Genomic DNA, 26,165 nt, shown 5'->3' on the forward strand with positions numbered 1-26,165 from the left:
TAGAACCTCCGTTCTGTGTCGCGCATAAAATAGCGGTCCAAGCACGGAGGTCTCTCAACTACGATGTAGAACACGTCCAGTCCTCCACCGTAGGTGGAGGTTTACTTACTTCATAACGAAAAATGGCCCGCTATTGGCGGGCCATTTGGTCTATCGCTCGGAACGCATGCGGCTAAATCAGCTGCCGGTGTAGTTCAGCTTGGTCGACAGGGCATTAAACTGGGCGTTCAGTTTAGTGCCAAGCGCTGTAGCACCGGTGATCAGGGCGACAGAGATGAGAGCAGCAATGAGGCCGTACTCGATGGCGGTAGCGCCGGACTCATCTTTCATGAAACGTGCGAAAATCGCGGACATTCGGTTTCTCCTGGTAAGGGTAATCAGCACTTCCGCCAACTGTTCCGTTGATCGGATAGCTGCAACCTACATGTTGGTCGTTTCAACCCACTTAATATTTACGGTTAAGATTTCGTATAAGCTCCGGAAGTTCTGCAATGGTGAATTTTCTTATAAGCAAACCAACCGCTTTTGACGTATATCCCCTGACGACATGCCGTGCGTTGCTTTGCAGCGCTCGGAGAAACTCTTCAATGGAAAGAAACGACAGCGGGCAGGCGTAAAGGGCAGCGCCAAAACGGGACATCTGATCACACGACGGAGAGACAAAGGCTCGTATGCGTATCAGAATGGACGATTTACACGCCATGGCGCGCCCATCTTAAGGCTTCATTCATCAATCTTGTCCATTGTTGATTCATCAACCCGGTTTCGGAAAACAGGTCTATGCGCATATCGGCCGCTTTCAGACGTACATCCAGCAAGATAGGCATGGCGCTCCTCGGAGGTGTCACCGCAATTGCTGTGGGAACGGCCTCGCTCGCCGAAGAAGGCATGATGCGTGTGTTCCTCAACCACGCCAAGGTGCTGAAACTCGATCGCCCAGTCTCGAAGGTGATCGTCGGCAATGCCAAGGTCGCCGACGCGACAGTCGCAGATGCGCAGACGATCGTGCTGACAGGCAAGGCATTCGGAACCACCAACCTCGTGCTGCTTGATGCCGATGGCAATGCGCTGCTCGACGAGCGCATCCTTGTTTCAATCGATGAAGGCAATACGGTACGTATGTTCCGGCAGACAGACCGGACAGTGCTTTCTTGCACCCCGTCTTGCGAAGTGCATCAGGCCCTCGACACGGAAGAAAAATAGACGGCCACCAGCCGTTACCTTTGCGTTTATTGGATGGCTAAACTTTTAGACTCCTGCAAAACCACGATTTAAACCCTTGCTGCTAGATTCTGGAAAATTCCAGCGCAAGGACGCTTGATGACCAGACAAATTAGCGACAGAAAGCGCGGATGGCGCCTATTGGTGCAGTTCCGCAAGGATCGCGACGGCGCGGCAGCGATCGAGTTCGCACTGCTTTCGATCCCCTTCCTAATGCTAGTCTTTGCAACATTCGAGACATTCATAGCCTTTGCCGGCGAGCAGTTGATGTCCAATGCGGTCGAAACAATGGCGCGCAAGATCCGCACCGGCGAGATCACCTTTGCGCAGGGCAAATCGACCGACAAGACCGAGGCCGAGTTTCGGGCAATGTTCTGCGACGAAATCGCTGTGCTGAACATGTGCTCATCGACGGAGGCAAACACGCCGGAAAAGCTTTATGTAGACGTTCGGCAGTTTGCCAGCTTTGCCGATATGCCGAGGGACATTCCCAAAATATCGAGCGAGGAATATTCCGATCTGGACACATCGGAATTTGCATTCTCTCCCGGCGGCGCCGACTCCAACAACATGGTGCGCGCCTATTACCGCTGGCAAATCATGACCGATCTCGTCAGGCCCTACATCACCAACATACGACCACCCGGGAAGTTGATTCCGACCGATTTTCTCATCGTCTCGACAGCCGCCTTCCAGAACGAAAAATACAACTGAACCCGAGAGCCAACCATGCGTCGCTTTGATGGACTGTCCAGGATAGGAGTGCAGAAAGCGCTCTCGCGGCTGCGACACGTACTCGTCGACCGCTCGGGTGCGAGCGCGGTCGAATTTGCATTTCTCGTCCCTATTCTGCTTTGCATCTACCTCAGCTCGTTCGAAGTCACCAACGGCTATACGGTTGCCAAGAAGGTGTTGAAGGCATCCGGCACGGTCGCCGACATCGTCACGCGCCAGTCGAGCGTCGACAAAGCTTTCCTCAATGGGATGATCGACGCCGCGGAGGCAACGGTCGCCCCACATGCGACCGACACCATGACCATGAAAATCAGCGGCATCACCATCGACAGCGCCGGAAATGCCAAAGTGTTGTGGTCGTGGGATCAGAGCAACAGCGCACCCTACGTCAAGGGTTCGACCGTCGACATTCCCTCCGACATGAAAACGCCGTCGTCCTTCCTCGTTCATACCGAGATCTCGTTGCCGCATGAGATGCTGTTGTTCCTCGGATCTGGAACCGATTTCGCCTCCTCTGCCCGGACAGTGACCATCACGCGGGAGTTCTTCTTCCGGCAGCGGCTCAGCGAGGAGATCGCGTGTACAGATTGCTCCTGAAAATCGCCTTTCAGCGCGATTGCAATTCGCCTCGCCTCTCATTAGTCAAATAGTCAGCATTCATTGAACGCCCGGGCGCATTCGACCCGTCGCGTGGGAGAGGCGTATCATGGCGCGTGCATTTCTTTTCGTGCTGGATTCCTTCGGCATCGGAGGTGCGCCCGATGCTGACAGCTATGGTGACATGGGTGCCGACACATTGGGGCACATCGCCGAGTTCTGCGCTGCAGGTCTCGGCGATCGGCAGGACCTGCGCGAGGGTTCCTTGAACTTGCCTAACCTCGGCAGCCTCGGTCTGCTTCACGCCCACCAGATGTCCGCGGGCATTGTTGCCGCAGGCATGCAACTTCCAAAGAAGATAATTGGCTCCTATGCGGTTGCGCGCGAGATGTCGCGCGGCAAGGACACACCGTCCGGTCATTGGGAAATCGCCGGCACTCCTGTGATGTTCGACTGGGGATATTTCCCACAGGGAGAAGAAGCCTTTTCGCCGGAACTCGTCGCCGAAATCTGCGCTGCCTGCGAACTGCCGGGTATTCTCGGCAATTGCCATGCATCCGGGACCGAGGTTATCGCCCGCTTTGGCGAAGAGCATGTGTGGACGGGCAAGCCGATCTGCTATACGTCCTCGGATTCGGTGTTCCAGATCGCTGCGCATGAAAAGAGCTTCGGTCTCGATCGCCTGATTGCCGTGTGCGAGAAGGTGCGAACGATCCTCGACTCCCTCAACATCGGCCGCGTGATCGCCCGGCCGTTCGTCGGCACAAGCCGGGAGAATTTCGAACGCACCGGCAACCGACGGGATTTTTCCATTCCACCGCCAGAGCCGACATTGCTCGACCGCCTGGTCGATGCAGGCGGGAGTGTCCATGCCGTCGGCAAGATCGCCGACATCTTCGCCCATCAGGGGATTAGCACCTTGACCAAGGCGAACGGCAACATGGCGCTGTTCGATGCCACGCTAGAGACAATGGACAAAGCTGACGAAGGCGATCTCGTTTTCACCAATTTCGTCGATTTCGACATGCTTTACGGTCACCGGCGCGACGTGCCGGGCTACGCCGCCGCACTTGAAGCTTTCGATCGGCGCCTGCCCGAAATCGCGCGACGGATGCGCCCCGACGACCTGGTCATTCTCACCGCCGATCATGGCTGCGACCCCACCTGGCGCGGCACGGACCACACCCGCGAAACCGTCCCGGTGCTCGCCTTCGGACCGGCCATTCCAACCGGCCCGGCCGGAGTGCTGAAAACTTTTGCCGATATCGGCGAAACTGTTGCCGCGCACTTGACGATAGGCCGTGGCAAACACGGCCGCAGCTTTCTCTGAGGGACACGTCCAGCCGCCTAAAATGGGGATGATGACGTGAATCCGAACTGGGTACTTGCAGCGCGCGGCCGGGCGTGAAAAGACTTGGCCTTGTTCAAGTCAAGAAAATATGAGGGCTTCCCGATGGACGGCGTTACGGTCATCAATCACCCGCTGGTGCAACACAAGCTGACGATCATGCGCAAGAAGGAAACGTCTACGGCAGGTTTCCGGCGGCTGCTCAGGGAAATTTCCACGCTGCTCTGCTACGAGGTGACGCGCGATCTCGAAATCACCTATGAAGAAATCGAAACGCCGATCACCACCATGCAGTCGCCGATCCTCGAGGGAAAGAAGCTGGTCTTCGCCTCGATCCTTCGGGCCGGCAACGGCCTTCTCGAAGGCATGCTCGATCTCGTGCCTTCCGCGCGCGTGTCCCACATCGGCGTCTATCGCGACCATGAGACCCTGAAGCCGGTGGAATATTACTTCAAGGCCCCCGAGGACATCGACGAGCGCCTGGTCATCGTGGTCGACCCGATGCTGGCGACCGGCAATTCCTCGATTGCGGCCATCGACAAGCTCAAGGAACGCGGCGCCAAGAACATCCGCTTCCTCTGCCTGCTGGCTGCTCCGGAAGGGATCCGGAATTTCCATGAGTTCCATCCCGATGTGCCGATCTTCACCGCGTCCATCGACAGCCACCTGGACGAGAACGGTTATATCGTTCCCGGCCTCGGCGATGCCGGCGACCGGATGTACGGCACGAAGTAATTTACACTCTGTTAACTGCAAGACGAGACGCCCGGGGACGGACCGGGCGTCTCGTTCCCAAATTTACCCTTCGATCAGAGTTTCCGCCTACTGTTCTGAAATTGTTAAGAACCGGGGCAATATTTCATGATCGGACGCGCAATTCTCATTTGGTCGTCGGCGATTGTCGTCGCAATCAATGTTCCGAGCATGGTCGGCGTCGTTTCCAGTAAAGTCGAAGCGATAACCACTGAAGATGCATCCGTGCTCAACGCCTCGGCGTCGAATGGGCGCAGCTATGTGCTGAAATCGAACGACGGCGGGCATTTCGAAGGCAAATTCCGGTTTAACGGCAAGTCGCTCTCCGCGATGGTGGATACGGGCGCCACGTTCGTCACGATCAGTGAATCCGACGCACGCAGCCTGGGTTTCGGCGGCAATGAGCTTCGTTTCCGCTATGAAGTGATGACCGCGGGCGGCAAGGTGAAAGCTGCTCGGGTTCAACTGAAGTCCGTGGAAATCGGCACCGTACAAGTTCGCAACGTCGATGCGCTGGTGCTGCGCGGAAAGACGCTCAAGTTCCCGCTTGTCGGTATGAGCTTCATGAAGAAGCTTGGTTCCTACTCGGCCGACAACGACCAGATGACGCTCATCAACTGATAAGCTTCAGAATTACCGGCGCCGGCTCAACCGGCATTTCCGAAATCGTCACGCAATCCAGAAAAGCGCCCGTCGCCCTGGCTGCATCCGCTTCGTTTGCGGCATGCACGAAAGCCAGCGGCTGGCCCTTTTCCACACGCTGACCGATCGGCAGGATCTCGGTGAAACCGGTTCTGTGGTCAATAGCGTCATCGGGCTTCAGACGCCCTCCCCCCAGACCGATCACGGCAAGCCCGACATTGCGGGTTTTGTAGGCCGAGACGTAGCCTGGCGCCGTTGCTGCGATCGGCGCAATGACCGGGGCTACCGGCAGATGACGCTTCCAGTTCTCGACAAAATCCTTCGGTCCGCCCATGGCAGCCACCATCTGGCCGAACAATTCCAGCGCGCGGCCTGAACCAAGCGCCCGTTCGGCCGCTGCATCTGCTGCTTCCAGGCTACCCTCCACACCGGCATTGACCAGCATATGGCTGGCGAACGCTATGACGATCTCGTGGATGCGGGTGCCTCCCTTGTTGCCCGACAGGAACTGCATCGCATGGGCGACTTCCACCGCGTTGCCGGCACAATCTGCAAGCGGCTGGTTCATGTCGGTGATCAACGCCGAGGTTTTCACGCCAGCGCCATTGGCGACATCGACAATCGACCGCGCCAGGATTTCCGCGTCCTGCAGGCTCTCCATGAAAGCACCATTGCCGGTCTTCACGTCCATGGTCAGCGATTGCAATCCGGCCGCCAGCTTCTTCGACAAGATCGAACCGGTAATCAGAGGCACGGAATCCACCGTCGCGGTCACGTCACGGATCGCATAGAGCCGCTTGTCAGCCGGTGCGATCTCGCCGGTCTGGCCGACGATGGCATATCCCACCTGTTCGACGATGGCGCGAAATCGCTTCGCGGTGGGGAATATATCGTAACCCGGAATGGATTCGAGCTTGTCGAGCGTGCCGCCAGTGTGACCCAGGCCGCGCCCGGAAATCATCGGCACCGCCACGCCGCAAGCGGCGACGATCGGGGCCAGCATAAGGGAAACGTTGTCGCCTATGCCACCGGTCGAATGCTTGTCCCCCACCGGCTTGCCGAGTCCATCCCACCGCATGACATCGCCGGAATCCCTCATTGCCAGTGTCAGTGCCACGGTCTCCTCGGCGCTCATGCCGTTGAACCACACCGCCATCGCAAACGCCGCGACCTGCCCTTCCGAAATGCGGTTCTCTGCGAGTGCCTTGATGAAGGCATAGATCTCTGCGGGCGGAAGGCTTTCGCCATTCCGCTTCATCCGGATGACTTCCTGCGGGATCATTTTTGGCCGGCTCCGTCGATCGTATCGGTCTCAAAACTGAAGGGCAGCAATTCGTCCATTGTCATGGTCTTCTTGATGCCGGTCTCGTCGCAGAGATAAATGCGTGTTTCGCGGTCGGCGAACTCGGCGATCTTCTGCCGGCAGCCGCCACAGGGCGGGCAAAGCGCCACTTTTTCGGCGATGACCGCAATCTCGACGATTTTCTTCTGTCCACCCATGACCATCGCACCGATGGCGGTGCATTCGGCACACCAGCCCTGCGGAAAGGCAATGTTCTCGATATTGGCGCCCTTGTAGATCTTGCCGTCTTCGGCGCGGATCGCCGCGCCGACGGGGAATTTCGAATAGGGTGCATAGCAGAGCGCCATCGCCTCGCGCGCAGCTTCGAACAGTTGGTCGGTCGGCGCCATCTCAGCGTTCCTTCACATACGGGTTGCCCGATGCCTTGGGCGGAATGGCCTTGCCGATAAAGCCGGCAAGCAGGATGACCGTGAGGATATAGGGCAATGCGGTCCAGAGTTGCACGGGAACCGCTCCGATCAACGGGATCGTCTTGCCCTGAAAGGCGATCGACAGCGAATCCAAGAAGCCGAACAACAGGCAGGTCAGCAGGATGTTTTTTGGCTTCCAGTTGGCGAAGACCAGCGCGGCAAGCGCGATGAAGCCCTTACCGGCCGACATGCCCTTGGTAAAGCCGGCGCTCACAGCCATCGACAGGAAGGCGCCAGCGAGACCAACGAACACGCCGCCCAGAAGCACCGCCATGTAGCGTAGCCGCACGACCGAGATTCCGGCGGTATCGACCGCGCCGGGATTCTCGCCCACCGCGCGGAGGCGAAGACCGAAGCGGGTGCGATACAGGATCCACCAGGTTACCGGAATCATCGCATAGGCGAAGTAGGTCAGCAGGAAATGCCCTGACAGAATCTTCGCGTAGATGACGCCGATGAACGGCACCGACAGCATGGCGTCGGCAAACGGCAGCGTGATCGTTTCCAGCTTTGCGCCGGCCCCGAGCGACGGTGTGCGTCCCGCCATGCTGAACCATGCCTGACCGATGATGACGGTCGCCCCCATGGCGATAAAGTTGATCGCCACGCCCGAGACGATCTGGTTGCCGCGTTGGGAAATCGACGCATAGCCATGCACTGCTGAAAACATCACGGCGCAGCCGATGGCGGCGAGAATGCCCAGAAATGCCGAGCCCGTCACCGCGGCGGCCGAAGCCCCCGCAAACGCGCCGGCCAGCAACTTTCCTTCCAGCCCGATGTCGACGACGCCCGAGCGCTCGGCATAGAGGCCGGCGAGCGCGGTCAGGATCAGCGGCACCGACATGCGGATGGTGGATTGGAAGATCGAGACGATCCAGTCGATATTGTCCATCGTTCAACCTCCCACGGCTTCGGTGGCGGCCGAGCCGCTTTGTCGCATTCTTGCAAAAGCCGCGACGATCGCCGGCCGGAACATATGCTCGAGCGCCCCGGCAAACAGGATCACCAGACCCTGGATGATTACGATCATGTCACGCGAGATGTTGGGCATGTCGAACGCGATTTCAGCCCCGCCCTGGTAAAGCACGCCGAACAGAATGGAAGCGAGGATGATACCGATGGGATGCGAGCGACCCATCAATGCCACGGCGATCCCGACGAACCCGGCACCGGCGACGAATTCCTGCTGGATGCGATGCTGGTCGCCCATGATCGAGTTGATCGCCAGCAGACCCGCAAGCGCCCCGGAAATCATCATCGTCACCACGATGATGCGTTTCTCGGAAATGCCGGCATAGCGCGCCGCTCCGGCGGAATGACCGAGTGTGCGCATCTCATAGCCCAGCCTGGTTCGCCAGATCAGCAGCCAGACCAGATAGGCTGCGACAAGCGCCAGCAGGAAGGACAGGTTGAACGGCGAGTTGCGGTTGTCGAGCCCGAAGATCGCCAGCAGCCAGTCGAGCTTGGGCAAATGCCCGCCCTCACCGAACGTGCGCGACTGCGGCGCCATCTGCCCCAGCGGCTTGAACACGTTGTTCAGCATCCACAGCATCAGTGAATTGGCGATGTAGTTGAACATGATCGTGGTGATGACGATGTGGCTACCGCGATAGGCCTGCAGCCAGGCCGGTACCAATGCCCACAACGCGCCCATCAGCGCACTACCGGCGATTGCCAACGGGAAGATCACGTACCAGGGCAGCGAATTGTCGAAGAGAAGGCAGGCGGCGGCAACGCCGATGCCTCCGATATAGGCCTGCCCCTCGACGCCGATATTGAACAGCCCCGCATGGAAGGCGACCGCCACCGCAAGGCCGGCGAAGATGAAGTTCGTGGCGTAAAACAGCGTGTAGCCAATGCCCTCGCCCGAGCCGAATGCACCCGAGACCATAAGATAGGCGGCCTTCAGCGGGTTTTCACCCGCAAAGATCACCACCAGCCCCGCAACGAGGAAGGCAATGACCAGATTGACCAACGGGATGAGGCCATATTCCGCCCAGTTCGGCAATTTCGCAAAGGGCGCGCTCATTCCGCTGCCTCCAGTTCTTCTTCTACACCGGCCATCAGCAGGCCAATTTCGCCTTCCGGCGTTTCAGGGGTACGCTCACCGACGATCCGCCCGGCAAACATCACCAGCACCCGGTCGGCCAGCGAGCGGATCTCGTCCAGTTCGACGGAGACGAGAAGGATCGCCTTGCCGGCATCGCGCATCTCGATGATCCGCCGATGGATGAATTCGATCGCACCGACATCGACGCCGCGCGTCGGCTGGCCGATGATCAACACATCCGGATTGCGCTCCATTTCGCGCGCCAGAACGATTTTCTGCTGGTTGCCGCCGGAAAAATTGGCGGTCTTGAGCCGCGGATTGGGTGGCCTGATGTCGTATTGCTCGATCTTCTGCTGTGCATCGGCGCGGATCGCATCGACGTTCAGCAGCCAGCCCGAACCGTATTTCGGATCGTCGTGATAGCCGAGGACCGAATTCTCCGCCTCGTCGAATTTCAGGACCAGCCCGACATGATGACGGTCCTCGGGCACATGCGCCAGCCCGCGCTTGCGCAAGCCCGCCGGATCGCGCCGCCCGGTGACGTCGGTGTCCTGACTGTTGAGCTCGACAGTGCCGCTGACGGCTCGACGCATACCGGAAATCGCCTCGAGCAACTCCGATTGCCCATTGCCGGCAACGCCCGCAATGCCGACGATCTCGCCGGCGCGCACGTCAAAGGAAACGTTGTCGACCATCGTCACCCCGCGCGTGTCCTTGACCGTCAGGTTGCGCACCGAAAGCTTGACACCCGCAGGCTTTGCCTCGCCCTTGTCGACCTGCAGCAGGACGCGGCGGCCAACCATCAGCTCGGCCAGTTCTTCCACAGAGGTTTTCGCGGTTTCGCGGGTCGCCACGATCTCGCCGCGCCGCATGACCGACACCTCATCGGTTATCGCCATGATCTCGCGGAGCTTGTGCGTGATGAAAATGACCGTCTTGCCCTGATCCTTGAGCTGGCCGAGAATCCGGAACAGGTGATCGGCCTCGGCCGGCGTAAGAACGCCGGTGGGTTCGTCGAGGATCAGGATTTCGGCGCCGCGAAACAGCGCCTTGAGGATTTCGACGCGCTGCTGGATGCCGACTGGCAGTTCCTCGATGATCGCATCGGGATCGACCTCCATCTCGTATTCGACTTCAAGCCGCTTGAGTTCCTTGCGCGCCTTGGCAATACCCTTGTTGAGCACCGCGCTGTCTTCCGCGCCGAGCATGACATTCTCAAGCACGGTGAAATTTTCGACCAGCATGAAGTGCTGGTGAACCATGCCGATGCCGGCGGCGATCGCGGCACTTGGATCATGGATTGCAACTTTGCTGCCACCGATCTCGATCTCACCCTTGTCGGCCTGGTAGAAGCCATAGAGGATCGACATCAACGTCGATTTTCCAGCGCCATTTTCGCCGATAATGCCGTGAATGGTGCCCTTGCGAACCTTGAGGTCAATGTTCTTGTTGGCGTGAACAGGGCCGAAACTTTTGTCGATGCCCTTGAGTTCGATAGCGAGTTCGCTCATGACAACCCAATCGTAACCGTCCGGCCTTCATGGCGCGGATCCGGGTAAAATAATGCGAAGGTTCCGGACTTGTTGTCCAGCGCCTTTTTCAATTCGGGAAGCGAGGTGGAAAAGTGGACACTGATGACGATCGACTCCGAGCGCGCGTCATGCAGCTCGAAGAAAGCGCCGCCCATCAGGCCCGGACGATCGACGAACTGTCGTCCCAGCTTGCGGAGCAATGGAAGATCATCGATCACTTGCAATTGAAGCTTACGCGATTGTCCGATCAGTTTCAGGCACTGGAAGATGCCACGCTCGAGGCGCCTGCAAATACCAAGCCGCCGCACTACTGATCTTTCGCTGCTCTCTTTTCGTTCCCCGACCCATAAAAAACCCGCCCCTTTGATCAAAGGAGCGGGCCTTCATCACCTATTTCAATAGGGGCACTTTTCGTCCGACATGTAGTCGTGGACTTCGACGGTCCCGCCGACGATATCAGCCCTGGCCTTGTCGACGGCCGCAGTCATTTCCGGGGTCACGAGCGGCTTGTTGTTGTCGTCCATGGCAACGCCGACGCCATCTTCCTTCAGGCCGAGATTCTGGATGTCGGCCACGAACTTGTCGGACTTGACGTCACTGAAGGCGTTGTAGACGGCCACGTCGACGCGCTTCAGCATCGAGGTCAGCACTTTGCCCGGCTGCAGCATGTTCTGGTTGGAGTCGACGCCGATGCCGAGCTTGCCGGCTTCAGCCGCAGCCTGCAGAACGCCCACACCGGTACCGCCAGCGGCGTGATAGACCACGTCAGCGCCCTGGGCGATCTGCGATTTGGCGATTTCGCCACCCTTCACCGGGTCGTTCCAAGCGGACGGATCCGAGCCCGTATAGGCTTCGAACACTTCGGCGTCCTTCTTCACAGACTTGACGCCGCCGATATAGCCGCAAGCGAACTTGTGGATCAGCGGAATGTCCATGCCGCCGACGAAACCGACCTTGTTGGACTTGGCCGAAAGCGCAGCCATCACGCCGGCAAGGTAGGAACCCTCCTGCTCCTTGAAGACGATCGACTTGACGTTCGGCTGGCCGGCCACGACCATGTCGATGATCGCAAACTTGACGTCGGGATATTCCGGCGCGACCTTTTCGAGGGCAGCAGCCCAGGAGAAGCCGGCAACCACGATCGGGTTGTTGCCGTCGCCGGCGAATTTGCGCAGCGCCTGTTCGCGCTGTGCGTCGTTGGCGATTTCAAATTCACGGTATGCAATTCCGGTGTCGGCCTTGAATTTCTCCGCACCATTAAAAGCGGCTTCATTGAATGATTTGTCAAATTTGCCGCCCAGGTCATAGATGATCGCCGGCTTGATATCGGCAGCCCATGCAGAAGCGCTCATCGACGCGGTCGCCATGAGTGTCAGAAGAATTTTTTTCATTTTTTATAGCCCTGTTTTTGCACACACAGTTTTGCGGGTTAGCCGGAAGCCCTCGATTTCGGCTCGCAACCAAGCACCGGCCTCATTCCTCCTGAGGCGGGACGGCATGCATCCTTGCATGGCTTCGGAAAAAATTCACCAAAAATTTTTCAGATGGTAAAAAAAGCAAATTTCGGCCAATTAGCTGTTTGTTATCAACAGCTAACGGCCATGAAGAAAACGATCGAGACCGTCAGATGACGCAGGCCACGCCGGTCCCCTTGAGGCCGCAATAGCCACCCGGGTTCTTGGCAAGATACTGCTGGTGCGGTTCATCCGCATAGTAGAACGGCCCGGCAATGCCGATTTCGGTGGTGACCGCAGCATTGCGCCCGGCTTTCTTCAGCTCGGCTTGGTAAGCGTCGCGCGCGGCTACTGCGCGCCTCTGTTGATCCTCGTCGAAGGTGTAGATCGCCGAGCGATAGGTGGTGCCGATATCGTTGCCCTGCCGCATTCCCTGGGTTGGATCATGCTCCTCGAAGAATGTCTTCAGCAGTGCCTCGAAGCTGACAACCTGCGGATCCCAGACGACGAGAACGACCTCGGCATGGCCGGTAAGGCCCGTCGTGGTCTCCTGATAGGTCGGGTTCTTGGTGAAGCCGCCGGAATAGCCTACGGCAGTGACCCAGACGCCGGGCACCTTCCAGAACAATCGTTCGGCTCCCCAGAAGCACCCCATGCCGAACAGCGCCATTTCAAGGCCTACCGGAAACGGAGCCTTGAGCGCCCGGCCATTGACGAAATGATGGCTGGCGGTCGGAATTTCGGCCCCCCTGCCCGGCAGCGCATGCGCCGGATCCGGCATCGCCGTCTTCTTGTTGAACATATCGATCACAAACATCTCTTCGTCCTTTCACAAGCGATCCTGCCTCGCGGGATCCCGCGCAGTCAGGCCGCGAAGCGTCCAGCAGCAGGCTGACGCTTGAACGCACCCAGCCAGAACATCAGCGACAGGGCCAATAGCACCATGAACGCCGGCTGCAACAACATCCATTCGATTGCTGTATCCCACACATAAGCGGAAATATGGCTGCGAAAATAGTCCTCCGCGGCCGACAGCATATCCGGATTGACGCTGAAAAGAGCTGCGCCGAGAGGTGTGAGCAATACGCGTTCGCTGGCAACCGACTGGATAGAATCAATTATTCCAACAATGACGGCGGAAGCGAGAAACAAGAGACTCAACAGCCGCAACAAGAATCGCATCGCTATTCCTCCAGGTGAACCACCCCCAAACCGGGGCGACATGTCATGCAGTTCACCTGACGCGCTCCGCCTTGCGAAAAGCCCATTCCCGAACCGGTTTCCGCAGAAATCCGAACATTGTTTCCATGAGATAACGTTGATATCGCGGCCTTTCAATGGCGGCTGAGTGCCGGTTGTGAAAAAGCCGTTCAAAAATATGTTAAAGAGGGTTGATTGCGCGCAGATCATCGGTATATATCGCGCCGGAAGTTGGACGGACCAAGGCCCGCGCGTCGCGCAGGATTTGAATGCGGCCAGTCTCTCAAAAATGTGGACAGGTGGCCGAGTGGTTGAAGGCGCACGCCTGGAACGCGTGTGTACGTGAAAGCGTACCGAGGGTTCGAATCCCTCTCTGTCCGCCATTATCTTTATTTTCCGTAACCATTTCAGCCTCTTACGTTTCGGATTGTCCAACTTCTTGGGACAGTTGGACAAAAGTTTCTATTTTGCGCTCTCCGCGATCGCCGTTGACCAAGCAGCTTCGAAAGCAATTCTTGCCTCGTCCTCGGTTACTCGGATTTTCGAGCCGGAAAGACGCATAAACATAAGCTGATAGAGAAGCGCGGGCTCCGGGCGGCCGTCTACCATGTGGTTTTGGTGATCACGTCTCATCCGACCGGCGAGGCAGTCAGCCACTAGCACGCGGGCGACGTCCTGAATTAGCTCCTCCCGCTTGCGATCAGACCTTTCGGGCATGGTATCGACGGCTGCGTCGGCCATTTTTTGCTGGTCTGCATCTCGGGTGTAGACTTCGACTTCCTTAAGCGAGAGGTGGCCTGTCACAGCCGCGATATGATTGGCGCTGTTGCCTGCCTCGGCCAATCGACGCGCCGCTGCCTTGCGCAATCCGTGGGCGGTGCAGTGCGTGAGGCCAGCTTCATTACAACGATCACGGAACCAGTTGCCGAAGCCAGCCGCGGTGAAGGCCTTGCCGAAATGGGTCACAAGCAGTGTTTGGTAATTGGACCCGCGCACCATTTCGAGCGCATCGATCAGAGAACCATGCATCTTGATTGCAAGGCGGGTGCCTGTTTTCTCCTGCCGCACCTTGATCCGGTTGCCGGTCACATCCAACCAGCCCAGCTTGACCGCGTCGCCGCGCCGCTGGCCTGTGTAAAGCATTAGCGCCATTGCCAGACGCGGCTTCGTGCCGATCGGATGCCGCCTTTCATAGATGGCGATCTCCTCCTCGGTCCAAGTGTGAAAGCCATCCGTTTTCTTGCCGTACCCCTTCATCTTCACAGTCGGGTCGCGCGCTATCAGCTCGATGTCGATGGCATGCTTGATCAAGATCCGCAGCATACGGAGATAGTTGTTCGCCGCCGCCGGCGTCGCCGCCTTCTTGCCAATTATGGCCTTGACATGAGCACGCGTCAGATCGGCTATGGCCTTGGTGCCATGTTCCCGGCGAATGCTCTCGCAAATACCTCTGTAAGTGCGTTGCGTTGACACCGCCGTCCCCCGAAATTCGGGAGACTGATAATAGGAGGCAATCACCGATGACATGCTACCAGGCTTCTGCCGGGCCTTGCCGACCCGCGTAACCGCGACACGCTCATTCTTAAGTGCCGCCTGATATTCACGATCGAATTCATCAGAGGGGAAAGGTGACTTCAGATAGATCGAAGTCAGACCCTTGCGAAAGCGAAGCCGCAATTTCTTATGCCGGTCACGGCTTGCACTGACATATTTGGGCAGCGCGGTTTTATTCTTCCTCGCCATTGCCCAAGACCTCATCCCATTCGTTTTCTCGTATGGACAAATTGTCCAAACGGCCCGCCGCCTGGCTGATGATCCTAATACCGTCTTTGTTTGCGATGATTTCGCGGATGACAACGCCGGCCGCCAGCGCGCCCTTAACCGCCCTCGTGACTTCAATCTGCTTAAATGTGTTCATCAGTCAAATCCTCGATTTCTAGTCCAGCTCTTCAAAACGGCGAATGACATCTCGCTTTTGGTCGACGTTCATTCCCGCCAGCAATGCGACGAACTCCGACACCTTCATGCCGGCCTCGGCGGCGTCGATCTTGCGCACGATGGAGCGCGCTCCGATCAGAACGGCAGGCGCTATTCGGCGGCCGTCCCAGATATAGTTTCCCCGAAGGTAGTACCGCTGGTCCATTTCGCTGAAGAACCGTTCGATGTAGAAGACGCCGGCGACATTGTTGTCTGTCTCAGATACTTCGTAGTAGCCGGGACCGTCATATTCGACACGCGGCGGCGCATAACCATCCATCCACACCGAGAACGCCCTGCCGTTGTCCCAGGTACGATAAGCGAAGCTCACTTTGTCAGCGTCTGGATGCATCGTCGCTAGGACGGCCCGTATCTGGGCGACGCAGGCGTCAAACTGCTGGTCAAGCGGAACCAGCTCCGCGATGTCGGACGCCACGGCCGGTGCGGCGATCGCGACCGACGTCGCGGCAGTGCCGACGAGAAATCCCCGACGGCTCATTTCGCTTGCATTTTCAGAGGGATTTGATCTATACAATTCAGGCATTTGATGCACCTTTGCTATGGGGTGTTGAAGATAGAAAAAGGGCGAAGTCGGTTTCTCAGGCCGTGACTTCGCCCTTTTTCGTTTCCGTCGTTTTTCCGACGACACTTTTCAGCATCGTTACGATTTCGGAATTCATGGAGCGACGGTTTTGGGAGGCGATCTGCTTAATGCGATCTCTCAGCCCGTCGGGCACCCGTATCTTAAGCTGGTCACTGCTCATCGGCGTCTCCGTCAATTGGACCTAAAAGGTACCGCAACTTTGGTGGTACCTTTTAGGTCCAATTGCGTCAAGTACCTTTTTGGTCCATAGAATTTTTATGGCGCCTAAACAGACCGACCCACAGTTTAAATTAAGAATGCCGCCCTCCCTAAAGGAGGCGATCGAGGCTGCCGTTGTAGAAACGGGCCGTTCAATGAACGCGGAAATGGTCCATCGCCTCGAGCAATCCTTCAGGCCTAGTCAAGGATTGTTGCCGGAGACGGATTTAAGATTCCTTGTTGAGCACATACAGTCTCTCCAAGAAAACATTAAACAAAGACAGAAATGGACAAAAACACAAACTACAACTGTCAAATTTTCCATTTTAGCGCTGATGAAGAGCGCAAATCTTCTGAGAGAGGGCGCGGAATTAATACTAAATACTCCGGAAGCACCTGAAAATATAATTAATTTTGCGATGGAGATGCACAAATTCTCTAAAGAAACGCTTGCGGTAGCATCAAAGATTCTAGGATCTTCTGCAGATGAAGCACCGACGCTTGTGGAAGAGTTTCAGCAAGAGGTACGCGAATTCGACACGCACCAGCGGTCAATCTTTGACCAGAATGCGTTCAAGGATCTCGACCTTCCAGACGACGACTGAGAGGAAGGCAAATGGCTGAAGAAAGCGAGCAGGAACGGCTTGCATCCTTGGCGAAAGCCGAGATCGAAAATGCCGAGGCATTTCTGCCAGGCAGTTTCGGCTGCCACGAAGCCTTGCATGCAGCGTCAATCATGACCGACGCCGTTGCCCGCAACCTCCTCGAACACGAAGCGATCTTGCTGGACCCCGAATTCTACCGCCTTGCCAGCGCCGCGCACACCGCGCTTTTCGATCTCTATCAGGCGATCGGCGCAAAGCACCTCAGCCCCGTTGACGACGATTGACGATGCGACTGCATGCCTCGCGCTACGACACTACACCCGCTAGGTCAGCTCTGACAGATCGCGGCCGGGAAAACTGGGATGACGACTAAGCCGCACCTGTTCGACTATCCGGATATAGATGATGCCGTTTCAATACAAAGACCGAGCGTTTAGCTATGTGATAGGCAGCGACCTAATTCGCGACGGCATGTACATCGAAGTGACTGAAGATTTTGACGGGGCAAACACCCTGATGGAGATATTCTACTCCGACACCACCCACGAAATGTCATTCACTCTGTTTTGCTCCGATACGCCCCTTGAGGTTGTCGAATGGGCTATATCTGTCGCAAGAGAGCACCTACCGGCGGCCTGAGAATAGCAACCATGCAGTCACGTCCAAAGCCTCATGGAACATGGGGTGCGAGCAACGATGAAGGAAGAAAGATGGTCTGGGTACTGATTTTCGCCCTAACAACTCCGACCGGCACGGCTTTGTCCTCAGCAGAGTACCGCAGCCGTGACGCTTGCATGCAAGCAGGCCAGAATTTCACTGCGGCCACGGCAAACGACGGCTGGCGATCGAGCTATTCATGCAATCCAAAGGGCTGAATGCGCGATGGCGATTGAGGAAACGTTGATGGCCGAAGGCGTGCTCGTCAACGCCAACGCGACCAAGCCCTATGAGGGGCGGCGGTAGGAATATCATCAAGAGGGAATGCACATGTGGATGCGCTTAAGGGTGTGGAATGTTGCCACCACTCAACCGACCCCGATGGTTGCTCAGGAAGGAAGTGATAGGCCAAATGAAAAGGCCCCTCTTGGGGGCCTTCGTTTACATTGCACAGCTTTCAAGCGTTCGATTGTACCATTCGCCACCTAACGATCTCTTTTCATCCCGTGGCGGCGGCGTCACTGTCTTCGTCGCCGGTCGCAGCACTTTCAGTTCCGACTGCTGCTGGAGGATTTTCTCCATCGGCGTCTGGTCGTTCGGTTGCTTCTTCGTCGTCGGCAGTTTCTTCATGATCGTTATCGCTCTCTAGGTTAGTTGCGCCAATATCCCTAACTTTCTGTAGTGTCAAACTCCTTTGAGGATGTCTCGCCAGCAAGCCCAATTCTAGCACAAGGCCGAGCTCCTCGTCATTTGCCATTCTAACGCGACTAAAAAGGGCCTCAGCTTCTTCCGAATCTATTACGAATCCGTGACTAGAGTATGTCTGCGAAAGCTTGGCCAATGCGCCCGGCTTAAGATTGTTCCATTTGGAATTCAGTCGCTTACCGTAGTCCTCGCCTATGCGCATCGCGCGAGACCGGCTACCGACTTCTTCCGGGTCTATTCTACTAAAGATCGGACCATACAGAGCAGTGACGATTTCAGTTGCGGCGTGCGAAGCTGTCGGGAACGAAACTACGCCGCCGCTAGAGGATATAATGTCGAACGTAACGTTTTGGTAGGTTTCACGAGCCCGGTTTTCCAAGGTCGAAAACGCCTCGCTTATGTTCAGTCCAGATTCCAGGCCTGTAAGGTGATCAGTCCGCGCCATTTGGACATCTAACGGTCCTAGCTCGCCATAGGGTGTGAAAATCAGCTCATTCGCGCCGATGGCAAAGAGTGTTCCGGCACTTTTGCAATATCCCGAAATCAGAACCTTGTAGGAGTCATAGCGGCGCTGCAAGTAGCGCGCCATCTTGTATGCCGCATCCGGATCACCTCCTGGCGTGACCAAGATTACCAAGCACTGATTCGATTCCTGAGTATCCGAAACCAACTCAATGAACTTAAGGTCATTACTGCGGCTTATCTCGCCGTTGTAAAGGTATACGTCCATCGCCCCTCGCATGCATGCCCCTATAGCGAGGATGCATGAAAAGCCTTACGCGTGCAAGCTTGCCTGTGCATGAAGCCTGTCGTGCACGAAAGCGAATAGTCACACCCTCGCATCGCCTATCGGCACATGCACAACGGCCTCACTCGGAGCTAGATTCTCTATTATGAGTTGGTTGAACTGGATTCTGCGCCTAAATATTGCTTCCCGCTTGCTCTCTCTAAAACACTTGTCAGTTGGACAGCGAGCATGCTCTCAATTAGGTCTTCCATCTTTGAGAGATCTATTCGGCCGGCCGCCTCAGCTTCGTCAGCCGCTTCAAGTGCGTCAAAATAAGGTTTTCGATTGTCAACGATTTGGTCGGGAATGGTGTTTCTGCCCGGGAGCAACAACCCTTCCTTCACACTTAAGACCAGGTAGGAAACCATCCTAGATGTTCGCCCGTTACCATCACTGAAAGGATGGATCCAGTTCAGCCGCCACATAATGTATGCCGCCAAGTGGATGCCGGTCTTATCCCAATTTTCATTTACATAGTCACACAGGTCCTCGATAAGCTCGGGAACCTGAAAAGCTTGGACCGGCTTGTGATGACTGCCTTGAATTGCAACATCTGAGGGTCTGAAGTTTCCGGCATACGAGCTGATACCATTCAATGCGGCACGGTGCAGCGCCAGTACGGCCGAAGTTCGGAGCTTCCATTTCTCGCCCCGATCGATAGCGTCAATTATCATTTGACAAGCAAGATCGAACTGAAGGAGGCCATTTCTGGCCTCAGCTTCAGCGCGCTCTTTCTCATCCCTTATAAGATAAGCTTCGCTAGCCACGCTGTGGCGGCGATCTTCCTCAGTCATGATCGCCCTTCACTTTCGGAATGGAATACGGAGACGGCATCTCGTCAGCGATCTTATTGACCATTTCTCGAGTAATCAGGCTGTTCTCGAAATGCGTGTTACCATAGGCAAAGCTTCGACGTTGAACTTCCATGTCACTCTTCGTTTGGGGAGCTTTCCGAGCGGCTTCCAGAAGATTTCGGAGTGGTTCATTCATAGGCTTGTCCTTTCGTTCACATGAGCCTTAGAGACTGATTTGGGATTTCGTTCAATCCGAAATCAGGCCATCAAGCGAATGTGAGATCGAATGCGGCCAGCATGTTGCAATCGATCACCAACGCTATTTTGGCACGGATAGCTCAAATAACAATGACAAACGAAAATTGCGCCAATCTGTAGATGATGGGTATCAAAAGCGTCCACACTGAGCTTCAGCTCGGTGAACTCGTGCGGAGGATATCACCTCTCCCCCCGCACGCAGGCGCGGCCAGACCAAATTGGCCACGCAGAGATCAGGCAACGTTTCCGAAATCGCCATAGGTCAATGCAGTCGGCCGCTTGACCGCAAGTCCTAACCGCTCCTCACAGAGGATGGCAACAAGGTTCTTGGTGAAGAAATCGGCGTGTTCGGTCGATACTTCGATCCGTGCATCCCAACGGTCATAGATCGTGGCCGCCGCCTGGAAACTGCCGACAAGGAACTTGTCGATGGTCATTCCGGTCGTGTCGACCACAGGCAGGCCGAACAGTACTCGGGCGGTATCCTTGGCAGGGTCGCCGAGGATGTATTCGCCATCGGCATTCTTCAGCAAGCGCATGCGCATCCAGTCGGATGGATGAACAATGATCCCGTCGGCCGGATACTCGGCAAGGGCGTTCTGCAGGATCGCAAGGCCGAGCTGGTCAATCATCGTCGGCGATGTCAACGTGATCGGTGCAGAATAGGCCGTTGCCTGCGGGATCAAGCCGAACAGGTTCTGCCCGGTGCCGTCGCCGGCGAGCAACTGGCTGTCTTCCTTCAGCTTGAGGCCGTACATAAGCTCGGTATCGATCAACCCACGCAGCTGGGGGGCATCGTCGAGCACCTGTCGGGAGGCCGGGATCCAGTGTGCAATCGTGCGAATTGGCGTGTTCTTCATCTCGAACGCGTATTCGCTTTCGGGCTTGGATGCGCCTTCGGCGACTGGCGCGGCTGCATTGGTGCGAGTGGTCTGCCGAGGATACTCCACCGATCCCTCGGTGACCCGTATCGTGGGGATTAGATCCCGCACGGCAAGCCGGCGCTGCGGCTGCATAACAACGCTGTCGCGATGTGTGTTCGTAAGCGCTTCGCCGGAAGCGGTCGCGGAAGTGATCGTCGCTTTCATCCCCATGCTGAAACGCGAGGGACGCGTGCGATACTCCGAAAACGTCTTCAGTTCCGGATTATCGGTGAACTCTTCGCCAATCGTTTTCTTGTAGGCATAGCCTTCATATCCGCCCCCGCGTGCGGCCTTCTGCTCCATTTCGGCAAGTTGTTCCTTGATGCCAGCCAGGTCGCCATTGGTGGCGCCGAGCTTAGTCAGCACTTCCGAAACATGATCGCCGAATTTCTTGGCGAGGATGTCGAGCGGGTCGCCAGCATCCTTGGTATTGATCGGGGCGGCCGAGGCGAGCAGGTGCGCCGCTGCGGCGGTTACGGGATAGGTATGCAACATTTCAAAGGCTCCTGATTTTTGCCGTCGCAGCGTCTATCTGGGCGGCGAGGTCGATTGCTTTCTGGTGATCGGCGTTCGAGAGCGCGGGCCATCCACCCGCTGCCACCCGCTGGGCCGCAGTCTTTGCCAAGCCGGCCTCGCGTAAAAGGTCGACCAGTTCCGTTTTTGAGTTGATGGATTTGACCGTGGCGATACGAGCGCGACGATTGGCAGGCGTCGGCGTCACGCTGATTTCGATCAGGTCAATGTCGGTGAGCGTGAAAGAACCATCCCGGTTGTAATTCCGGCCACCTTCCGGCAGCAGAAAGCCAATCGAGAGGCCGGTGGCGCTGCCGCCGACGATATGATTGAAAGCCTTGAGGCCGTACTCAGTCTTAAGATTGATCTGGCCTGTGACAGCCAGGCCGAAACCATCCTCTGCGATCGACAACCATTTGCCGATCGGCTCATCCTGCTTGTGATGCCAGAGCATCGCCGGAACCACGCCTTCCGCCTTCTGCTCGCGCAGGGTACGGGTGAAAGCCCCAGGAGCGACGATATCGCCCTGAAAATCCGGCGCACCGCCGAACGGCGAGGCATAACCGGAAATCATGCCGTCTGGCTGCGCCTTGATGCCCAGGTCGGACACAACAGACAGCCGCATAGCGGAAACATCGAAATTCTTGCGGAAGTTCATAGCGCACCTTCGGAAACGTCAAAGCTTCGGGCGAATTGCCCGTTTTTAGCTTCGCGCCCGGTATGGTCGCCGGTGCTATCGAAGGTGGATTGTTTATGCGCTCCCTGCCTAACAGGTGAGCCGTCAATCAAGCCAAGAACGAAAATGCCAGCTTTGCGAATCATCGTCAATGCCTCGCGCTGCCGGTGTCGTTTTCGCCGGTTATCCTGTGGAAAAGTCCCGCCTCGATCTTGTCGGCGACCTCACGGAACACCTGGGCAGCACGGGGCGAGCCCTCCAGCGAGGCAATTTGCGCCGCTACGAAGGTCATCACACGATCGATGACCATTTCCAGCGATGCGCCTGCGTCCGTCATCATCAAATCTGTCGCGTGGCCGAGGATACTGTCGCAGACAGCTTTGCGGGCTTCATCGTTCTCGGGCATTGAGGGAATGGTGGTCATGGCTTGGTCCTTTCGGAGTTCAGGAGGTCGAAGAGATCCGGCCGGCGTTCGTGGAGCGGGTGATAGAAGGCCCGCTTGCAGGTCGGTGAACAGAAATGCGGTGCGCGACCGCGACGGGAATTACTGAGCGTGAACGGCGCGCTGCATTGTCGGCACGTTCTGGTCTGGTCAATCGGCGAGGGGTGTTCCGCCTTCCATATCTTCACTTGCCGATGCCAGTTCGTTTTGCGGCAAGCCGGCGAGCAATAGCGCTGGCCACCATGCGGCGGTCTAAACTCGGAGCCGCATTCACGGCACGCAAGACGCAGCGAGTTTGAACTGTGTTTTGGGCCCAGAAATTCAAAATAATCCCACGGAAACAATGTGTTATTCATTTGTTCAGCCCAGAAATTTTTAATCCGCCAATTTCGCGGCGATACGCGCAAGCACACCCACCGGTCTGGACCCTCGGGCCCCCAGACTTTCGACCGCCCCCACCCCCATCAATGCGCATTGGCATGGCCTCCAGCTCCTGGCGTGGCGGCGCTTCGCATCTCATCGAGGATGATGACCAAACCTTGCCCTCGTCGGCGCATCTCAGCAGAAACGGCGAGGTTCCATGTGATCTCGGTGGAATGTTCGATGATGTTGGCCTGCAAGTCGAACGACAGCTTACGCGTCGCATCCTGCAGTCGAGCTTCAGCCGTCGCCCAAGCTGCATCGGCATGGCTGCAACCTCTCGTTGCTGCCCGCTCTCGTGCTTCGTATCCAGGCGGTTTGGCTGCCGCGATTTCCCCTCTCAAGAGCCCTTGCGACAGAGGCTCCAAATTCGGTTTTTGAGGGTCGCGCGCAGCCACAAACTCAGTGGGTTCTGACGCTATGGGTTTATAAGATGGGTTATTAAGATTGGTTTGTAGGACATTTTCGCCCGGTTCTACCGGGCATTTTTGCCCGGTGTAAGCGGACATTTCTGTCCGGTTGCCATCGTCTTTCTTGTCATAGATGTCACGCGTGACATGCGTGACATGCGTGACATTGCGTGACATCGGCGCTTCGTCAGCGCTCGCTGAACCGGACATTTCTGCCCGGTTGCCGCCACTACCGTTCGTGGTGGGATCGCCCTTCATTCGCTGGTCCCATTCGTTGACGATGGCGCGGAACGTGGACCAGATCGGCGCGTAGCTGGCCCGAAATGACTTGCCGCCGTGACTACGCTTGCGAAATAGTCCGTGCTCGGCAGACAAAGCCGCCGTGGCACGGCGCACCGTCCGTTCGTCGAGTTCGAGTAAAGCCGCCAGGCGCTCAATGCTGGGATCGCATTGCCCGGTCTTTCTGTTGAAATGATCAATGATCGCGGACGCGACGGCCTTCTCAGCCCCAGACAGACCGCGCGCCAGGTTTATTGCCTTCTGTGCAATGGCAACGTCATTCCTCTGTAAGGCTGTCATTTTGGTCAGCGCTCGCGATGTCGGAGCACGTGAGCCACCTTCAGTGCGTCAATGGCCTCTCTGATGTCGAGATTAAAGCACTTCATGACGGCAGGGATGACAGGGCCGACAAGGTCTTGTCGATGTTGTGCAAGCCATATCGCCGCGACGCGAACCGGGTTGGGAACCGCCGCGAATTCCGGCGTATTTTCAAAGGGGGTTTTTGGTCGGTTGGGCGGGTTAACTACTTGATCTTGCTCAAATGGTTGACACCCTCTCTGTCCGCCATTTTATTCCGTCAAGCAATTGATAATGTTTAGTTTATTTATTTTCGGCGCGGTTGCCCTGCACTCTTTTCTGGACCTTTGCCTCCCCGACTGAACTTGACGAGCAGGATTTCATTCGCTGTTCCATAAAGTACCTGCCCCATTCAAACCAGAGGTCACAGGGTTGCCCCACCTACCCCCTACCCCTATATCGGCTTGCCACCCTGCACACGCGTCCATACTAATCGCAACGAACGGATCTAGCAGGTTCAGGAAAAATTTTGAAAAATTTCAATCGCTTGTCAACGGCGGAGTAAAATCCCGCCACGCGCCGGAGTAATAGTCGGCCACGGTTTGCACGAGACGATAGCTGTCACCATTCATCTCGAGAATATTGACGTGGTGGGTGATGCGGTCGAGCAGCGCGCCGGTCAGACGCTCGGCCCCCAAGGTTTCCGTCCATTCGTCAAACGGATGATTGCTGGTGATCAGGGTGGCATCGCCTCGCCGAAATCGGCCTGCGCATGCCCTGGCGGATGCGACAGCGGCACGAACACCTCCTGGCTACGCTGATCCCGCTAGCGCATGTAATCCTTGATGATTGTGTAGCCGCCGGTGAACCCGCAGTCGTCCCGAAGACGGTCGAACACCCGCTTGGCCGTATGGCGCTGCTTGCGCGGCACCTTCATGTCCTCATCAAGCCAGTGATCGATCGTCGAAACAAATGCATCCAGCTTGGGCCGCCGGATCGGTGACTGACGCTGATAGCCGGGCGGGTCGAATACGACATCATCTTGACCACGCTATCGCGCGATACGTTGAAATGCTTTGCAGCCTGACGCCGGCACATACCTTCCGAGCAAGCCAGACGGACCTTCAGATATAGTTCCACGGTATAGATCCCCAATCCTCCCGCAATCGTTGCAGAAGGAAAATAGGTGGCCGGGTTTTACGCCGCTCGCGACGGGACCATCCCGCCGCTACCGTGGACTTGCACCGCCGCTCTCAGCTTCCGAACAGGTCGTGACAGCAGGCCAGCTATCTCCCTTCGATAAGGTCCATGGCTCGCTTGGCAAAGCGTTCGGCAAGCGGCGCCACGAGCGCAGCATTTGCGGCTGCGGCGTTTCCGGCGCGCGCGCGATCGGCAATGCCGATGAAAATGACGGCAAACCGGAACAGTGCAAAGACGATATGAAACGGCTGCAGCGGGGCAGCGCCAATGGCAGTTTGATAATATCGTCCCAGGAACTCCTCCTCGGACGGCAGGCCAAGCGCGTGGGCATCACGACCCAGAATGCCGCCATATTCCTCCGGCGACGTATGCCAAGGCATGGCAGCGAAACCGAGATCTGCAAGCGGATGCCCAAGCGTGGAAAGCTCCCAATCGAGAATTGCGACGACGCGCGGCTCCGTCGGATGAAACAGCATGTTGCCGAGCCGAAAATCCCCATGCGCGATCGAGGCCGCGCCATCATCGGCCGGCAGATTGTGCGGCAGCCAGTCGGCCAGCCTGTCGAGCGCCTCGATCGGCTGGCTTTGCGATTCCCGCCACTGGCGGCTCCAGCGTTTGATCTGGCGTTCGAAGTAGTTTCCAGGCCTGCCGTAGTCGCCGAGGCCGACAGCCTCTGGCCGCACCGCATGCAGGCTGGCAAGCGCATCCGCCATGCCGAAATAGATTGCTTTACGTTCGCCTGGCTCAAGTTCCGGCAGTGCGCAATCGCTGAAGACACGCCCCTCGACCCGCTCCATCAGGTAGAACGGCGTTCCCAGCACATGGCGATCCTCATGCAAGAGGATCGGCCGCGGCACCGGAACGGTAGTCGGATAGAGTGCGCTCAAGATGCGGAATTCGCGCTCGATTGCATGCGCACCGGCGAGAATGGGGCCAGCAGGCTTTTTCCGCAGGACCATTCGCCTGTTTCCGAAGGTGACGAAATACGTGGGGTTCGACTGCCCACCACTCACCCTTTCGATCGAGATGGCGTCGCTTTCACCAAAGCGCTCTGTGAGAAAGATGCGGAGCTTTGCCGGATCAAAATCGAGCAACGATGCGGGAGCCTCGAGCAT

At 57.0% G+C, this 26,165-nt stretch carries 30 protein-coding genes, 1 tRNA gene and 2 pseudogenes; 10 read left to right on the plus strand and 23 right to left on the minus strand.

Annotation, left to right across the window (positions count from 1 at the left end; translation table 11 throughout):
- Positions 1–177: 177 nt before the first annotated feature.
- Positions 178–354: a Flp family type IVb pilin gene (locus tag JJB09_RS24540; protein ID WP_201663738.1), complete on the minus strand. Its 177-nt coding sequence runs from the start codon at positions 352–354 to the stop codon at positions 178–180.
- A gap of 471 nt (positions 355–825) precedes the next feature.
- Here JJB09_RS24540 and JJB09_RS24545 point away from each other — a divergent pair, with 471 nt between their 5' ends.
- From JJB09_RS24545 to JJB09_RS24570, 6 genes are all read left to right on the plus strand, one after another.
- A complete protein-coding gene (locus tag JJB09_RS24545; RefSeq protein ID WP_201663739.1) occupies positions 826–1,203 on the plus strand; it encodes a pilus assembly protein N-terminal domain-containing protein in 378 nt (125 codons plus the stop codon).
- A 117-nt stretch (positions 1,204–1,320) separates the two neighbouring features.
- A complete protein-coding gene (locus JJB09_RS24550) occupies positions 1,321–1,935 on the plus strand; it encodes a TadE/TadG family type IV pilus assembly protein (RefSeq protein ID WP_201663740.1) in 615 nt (204 codons plus the stop codon).
- Between the two features lie 15 nt (positions 1,936–1,950).
- Entirely contained in the window at positions 1,951–2,553 is a 603-nt protein-coding gene (locus JJB09_RS24555) for a TadE/TadG family type IV pilus assembly protein (RefSeq protein ID WP_246748960.1), read from the plus strand.
- A gap of 109 nt (positions 2,554–2,662) precedes the next feature.
- Positions 2,663–3,883, plus strand: coding sequence for a phosphopentomutase (locus JJB09_RS24560; protein WP_201663741.1), 1,221 nt, complete (start codon positions 2,663–2,665; stop codon positions 3,881–3,883).
- Positions 3,884–4,006: 123 nt separating this feature from the next.
- Positions 4,007–4,636 (plus strand): uracil phosphoribosyltransferase, encoded by a 630-nt coding sequence (gene upp, locus JJB09_RS24565; RefSeq protein ID WP_201663742.1) that lies wholly within the window; start codon positions 4,007–4,009, stop codon positions 4,634–4,636.
- Positions 4,637–4,762: 126 nt separating this feature from the next.
- Positions 4,763–5,275, plus strand: a complete 513-nt coding sequence (locus JJB09_RS24570) for a retropepsin-like aspartic protease family protein (protein ID WP_201663743.1) — start codon at positions 4,763–4,765, stop codon at positions 5,273–5,275.
- Here JJB09_RS24570 and deoA read toward each other — a convergent pair.
- From deoA to JJB09_RS24595, 5 genes are read right to left on the minus strand one after another with little or no spacing between them, the layout of a single operon-like run.
- Positions 5,268–6,578: a thymidine phosphorylase gene (deoA, locus tag JJB09_RS24575; RefSeq protein ID WP_201663744.1), complete on the minus strand. Its 1,311-nt coding sequence runs from the start codon at positions 6,576–6,578 to the stop codon at positions 5,268–5,270. The two genes, JJB09_RS24570 and deoA, sit on opposite strands and share 8 nt — an antisense overlap.
- Positions 6,575–6,988 carry a cytidine deaminase gene (locus JJB09_RS24580; protein WP_201663745.1) on the minus strand — a complete coding sequence of 138 codons (414 nt, stop codon included), beginning with the start codon at positions 6,986–6,988 and terminating at the stop codon, positions 6,575–6,577. The genes deoA and JJB09_RS24580 overlap by 4 nt, the downstream gene beginning before the upstream one ends.
- Before the next feature lies 1 nt (position 6,989).
- The gene (locus tag JJB09_RS24585) at positions 6,990–7,961 is read right to left on the minus strand and encodes an ABC transporter permease (RefSeq protein WP_201663746.1); all 972 of its coding nucleotides are present in this window, start codon (positions 7,959–7,961) and stop codon (positions 6,990–6,992) included.
- A 3-nt stretch (positions 7,962–7,964) separates the two neighbouring features.
- Positions 7,965–9,098 (minus strand): ABC transporter permease, encoded by a 1,134-nt coding sequence (locus JJB09_RS24590; RefSeq protein ID WP_201663747.1) that lies wholly within the window; start codon positions 9,096–9,098, stop codon positions 7,965–7,967.
- Complete coding sequence (locus JJB09_RS24595; RefSeq protein ID WP_201663748.1) at positions 9,095–10,630, minus strand: ABC transporter ATP-binding protein; 1,536 nt, start codon at positions 10,628–10,630, stop codon at positions 9,095–9,097. The genes JJB09_RS24590 and JJB09_RS24595 overlap by 4 nt, the downstream gene beginning before the upstream one ends.
- 149 nt (positions 10,631–10,779) lie before the next feature.
- Here JJB09_RS24595 and JJB09_RS24600 point away from each other — a divergent pair, with 149 nt between their 5' ends.
- Positions 10,780–10,965: a SlyX family protein gene (locus tag JJB09_RS24600; protein ID WP_201663806.1), complete on the plus strand. Its 186-nt coding sequence runs from the start codon at positions 10,780–10,782 to the stop codon at positions 10,963–10,965.
- Between the two features lie 81 nt (positions 10,966–11,046).
- On the opposite strand, the gene JJB09_RS24605 is transcribed toward JJB09_RS24600, so the two are convergent.
- The 3 genes from JJB09_RS24605 to JJB09_RS26800 all read right to left on the minus strand — a co-directional run bounded on the left by JJB09_RS24605 (position 11,047) and on the right by JJB09_RS26800 (position 13,515).
- Positions 11,047–12,042, minus strand: a complete 996-nt coding sequence (locus tag JJB09_RS24605; RefSeq protein WP_201663749.1) for a BMP family lipoprotein — start codon at positions 12,040–12,042, stop codon at positions 11,047–11,049.
- 232 nt (positions 12,043–12,274) lie between these two features.
- Entirely contained in the window at positions 12,275–12,922 is a 648-nt protein-coding gene (gene msrA, locus JJB09_RS24610) for a peptide-methionine (S)-S-oxide reductase MsrA (RefSeq protein ID WP_201663750.1), read from the minus strand.
- A 47-nt stretch (positions 12,923–12,969) separates the two neighbouring features.
- Positions 12,970–13,515 carry a hypothetical protein gene (locus JJB09_RS26800; protein ID WP_246748962.1) on the minus strand — a complete coding sequence of 182 codons (546 nt, stop codon included), beginning with the start codon at positions 13,513–13,515 and terminating at the stop codon, positions 12,970–12,972.
- Positions 13,516–13,598: 83 nt separating this feature from the next.
- Here JJB09_RS26800 and JJB09_RS24620 point away from each other — a divergent pair.
- A tRNA-Ser gene (locus JJB09_RS24620) sits at positions 13,599–13,688 on the plus strand.
- A 79-nt stretch (positions 13,689–13,767) separates the two neighbouring features.
- Here the strand turns inward: JJB09_RS24620 and JJB09_RS24625 are convergent.
- The 4 genes from JJB09_RS24625 to JJB09_RS24640 all read right to left on the minus strand — a co-directional run bounded on the left by JJB09_RS24625 (position 13,768) and on the right by JJB09_RS24640 (position 16,046).
- Complete coding sequence (locus JJB09_RS24625) at positions 13,768–15,048, minus strand: tyrosine-type recombinase/integrase (RefSeq protein WP_201663751.1); 1,281 nt, start codon at positions 15,046–15,048, stop codon at positions 13,768–13,770.
- Positions 15,032–15,223, minus strand: coding sequence for a hypothetical protein (locus JJB09_RS24630; protein WP_201663752.1), 192 nt, complete (start codon positions 15,221–15,223; stop codon positions 15,032–15,034). Before JJB09_RS24630 ends, JJB09_RS24625 begins: the two co-directional genes overlap by 17 nt.
- Before the next feature lie 18 nt (positions 15,224–15,241).
- Positions 15,242–15,781, minus strand: a complete 540-nt coding sequence (locus tag JJB09_RS24635) for a hypothetical protein (RefSeq protein ID WP_201663753.1) — start codon at positions 15,779–15,781, stop codon at positions 15,242–15,244.
- A gap of 100 nt (positions 15,782–15,881) precedes the next feature.
- Entirely contained in the window at positions 15,882–16,046 is a 165-nt protein-coding gene (locus JJB09_RS24640) for an Arc family DNA-binding protein (protein WP_201663754.1), read from the minus strand.
- 97 nt (positions 16,047–16,143) lie between these two features.
- On the opposite strand from JJB09_RS24640, the gene JJB09_RS24645 reads away from it, so the two are divergent.
- Complete coding sequence (locus tag JJB09_RS24645; protein WP_201663755.1) at positions 16,144–16,689, plus strand: Arc family DNA-binding protein; 546 nt, start codon at positions 16,144–16,146, stop codon at positions 16,687–16,689.
- An 11-nt stretch (positions 16,690–16,700) separates the two neighbouring features.
- Complete coding sequence (locus JJB09_RS24650) at positions 16,701–16,973, plus strand: hypothetical protein (protein ID WP_201663756.1); 273 nt, start codon at positions 16,701–16,703, stop codon at positions 16,971–16,973.
- 872 nt (positions 16,974–17,845) lie between these two features.
- Here the strand turns inward: JJB09_RS24650 and JJB09_RS24655 are convergent.
- The 10 genes and pseudogenes from JJB09_RS24655 to JJB09_RS24700 all read right to left on the minus strand — a co-directional run bounded on the left by JJB09_RS24655 (position 17,846) and on the right by JJB09_RS24700 (position 26,165).
- Complete coding sequence (locus tag JJB09_RS24655; protein WP_201663757.1) at positions 17,846–18,781, minus strand: S49 family peptidase domain-containing protein; 936 nt, start codon at positions 18,779–18,781, stop codon at positions 17,846–17,848.
- Between the two features lie 161 nt (positions 18,782–18,942).
- A complete protein-coding gene (locus JJB09_RS24660; RefSeq protein ID WP_201663758.1) occupies positions 18,943–19,632 on the minus strand; it encodes a Fic family protein in 690 nt (229 codons plus the stop codon).
- Complete coding sequence (locus tag JJB09_RS24665) at positions 19,625–19,765, minus strand: hypothetical protein (RefSeq protein WP_343229083.1); 141 nt, start codon at positions 19,763–19,765, stop codon at positions 19,625–19,627. The genes JJB09_RS24660 and JJB09_RS24665 overlap by 8 nt, the downstream gene beginning before the upstream one ends.
- 358 nt (positions 19,766–20,123) lie before the next feature.
- Positions 20,124–21,308, minus strand: a complete 1,185-nt coding sequence (locus JJB09_RS24670) for a phage major capsid protein (RefSeq protein WP_201663760.1) — start codon at positions 21,306–21,308, stop codon at positions 20,124–20,126.
- 1 nt (position 21,309) lies between these two features.
- Positions 21,310–21,984, minus strand: a complete 675-nt coding sequence (locus JJB09_RS24675; protein ID WP_201663761.1) for an HK97 family phage prohead protease — start codon at positions 21,982–21,984, stop codon at positions 21,310–21,312.
- Between the two features lie 166 nt (positions 21,985–22,150).
- Positions 22,151–22,426: a hypothetical protein gene (locus JJB09_RS24680; RefSeq protein ID WP_246748964.1), complete on the minus strand. Its 276-nt coding sequence runs from the start codon at positions 22,424–22,426 to the stop codon at positions 22,151–22,153.
- Between the two features lie 482 nt (positions 22,427–22,908).
- A complete protein-coding gene (locus tag JJB09_RS24685) occupies positions 22,909–23,853 on the minus strand; it encodes a helix-turn-helix domain-containing protein (protein ID WP_201663762.1) in 945 nt (314 codons plus the stop codon).
- 536 nt (positions 23,854–24,389) lie between these two features.
- A pseudogene (locus JJB09_RS24690) lies at positions 24,390–24,614 on the minus strand (ATP-binding protein); the annotation flags it as partial.
- Positions 24,596–24,990 (minus strand): annotated as a pseudogene (locus JJB09_RS24695) (IS21 family transposase); the annotation flags it as partial. The pseudogenes JJB09_RS24695 and JJB09_RS24690, both read right to left, overlap by 19 nt.
- 146 nt (positions 24,991–25,136) lie before the next feature.
- Positions 25,137–26,165 carry a phosphotransferase family protein gene (locus JJB09_RS24700; RefSeq protein WP_201663763.1) on the minus strand — a complete coding sequence of 343 codons (1,029 nt, stop codon included), beginning with the start codon at positions 26,163–26,165 and terminating at the stop codon, positions 25,137–25,139.

Source organism: Phytoamicus setariae (assembly GCF_016722925.1).
GTDB lineage: Bacteria > Pseudomonadota > Alphaproteobacteria > Rhizobiales > Rhizobiaceae > Rhizobium_E > Rhizobium_E setariae.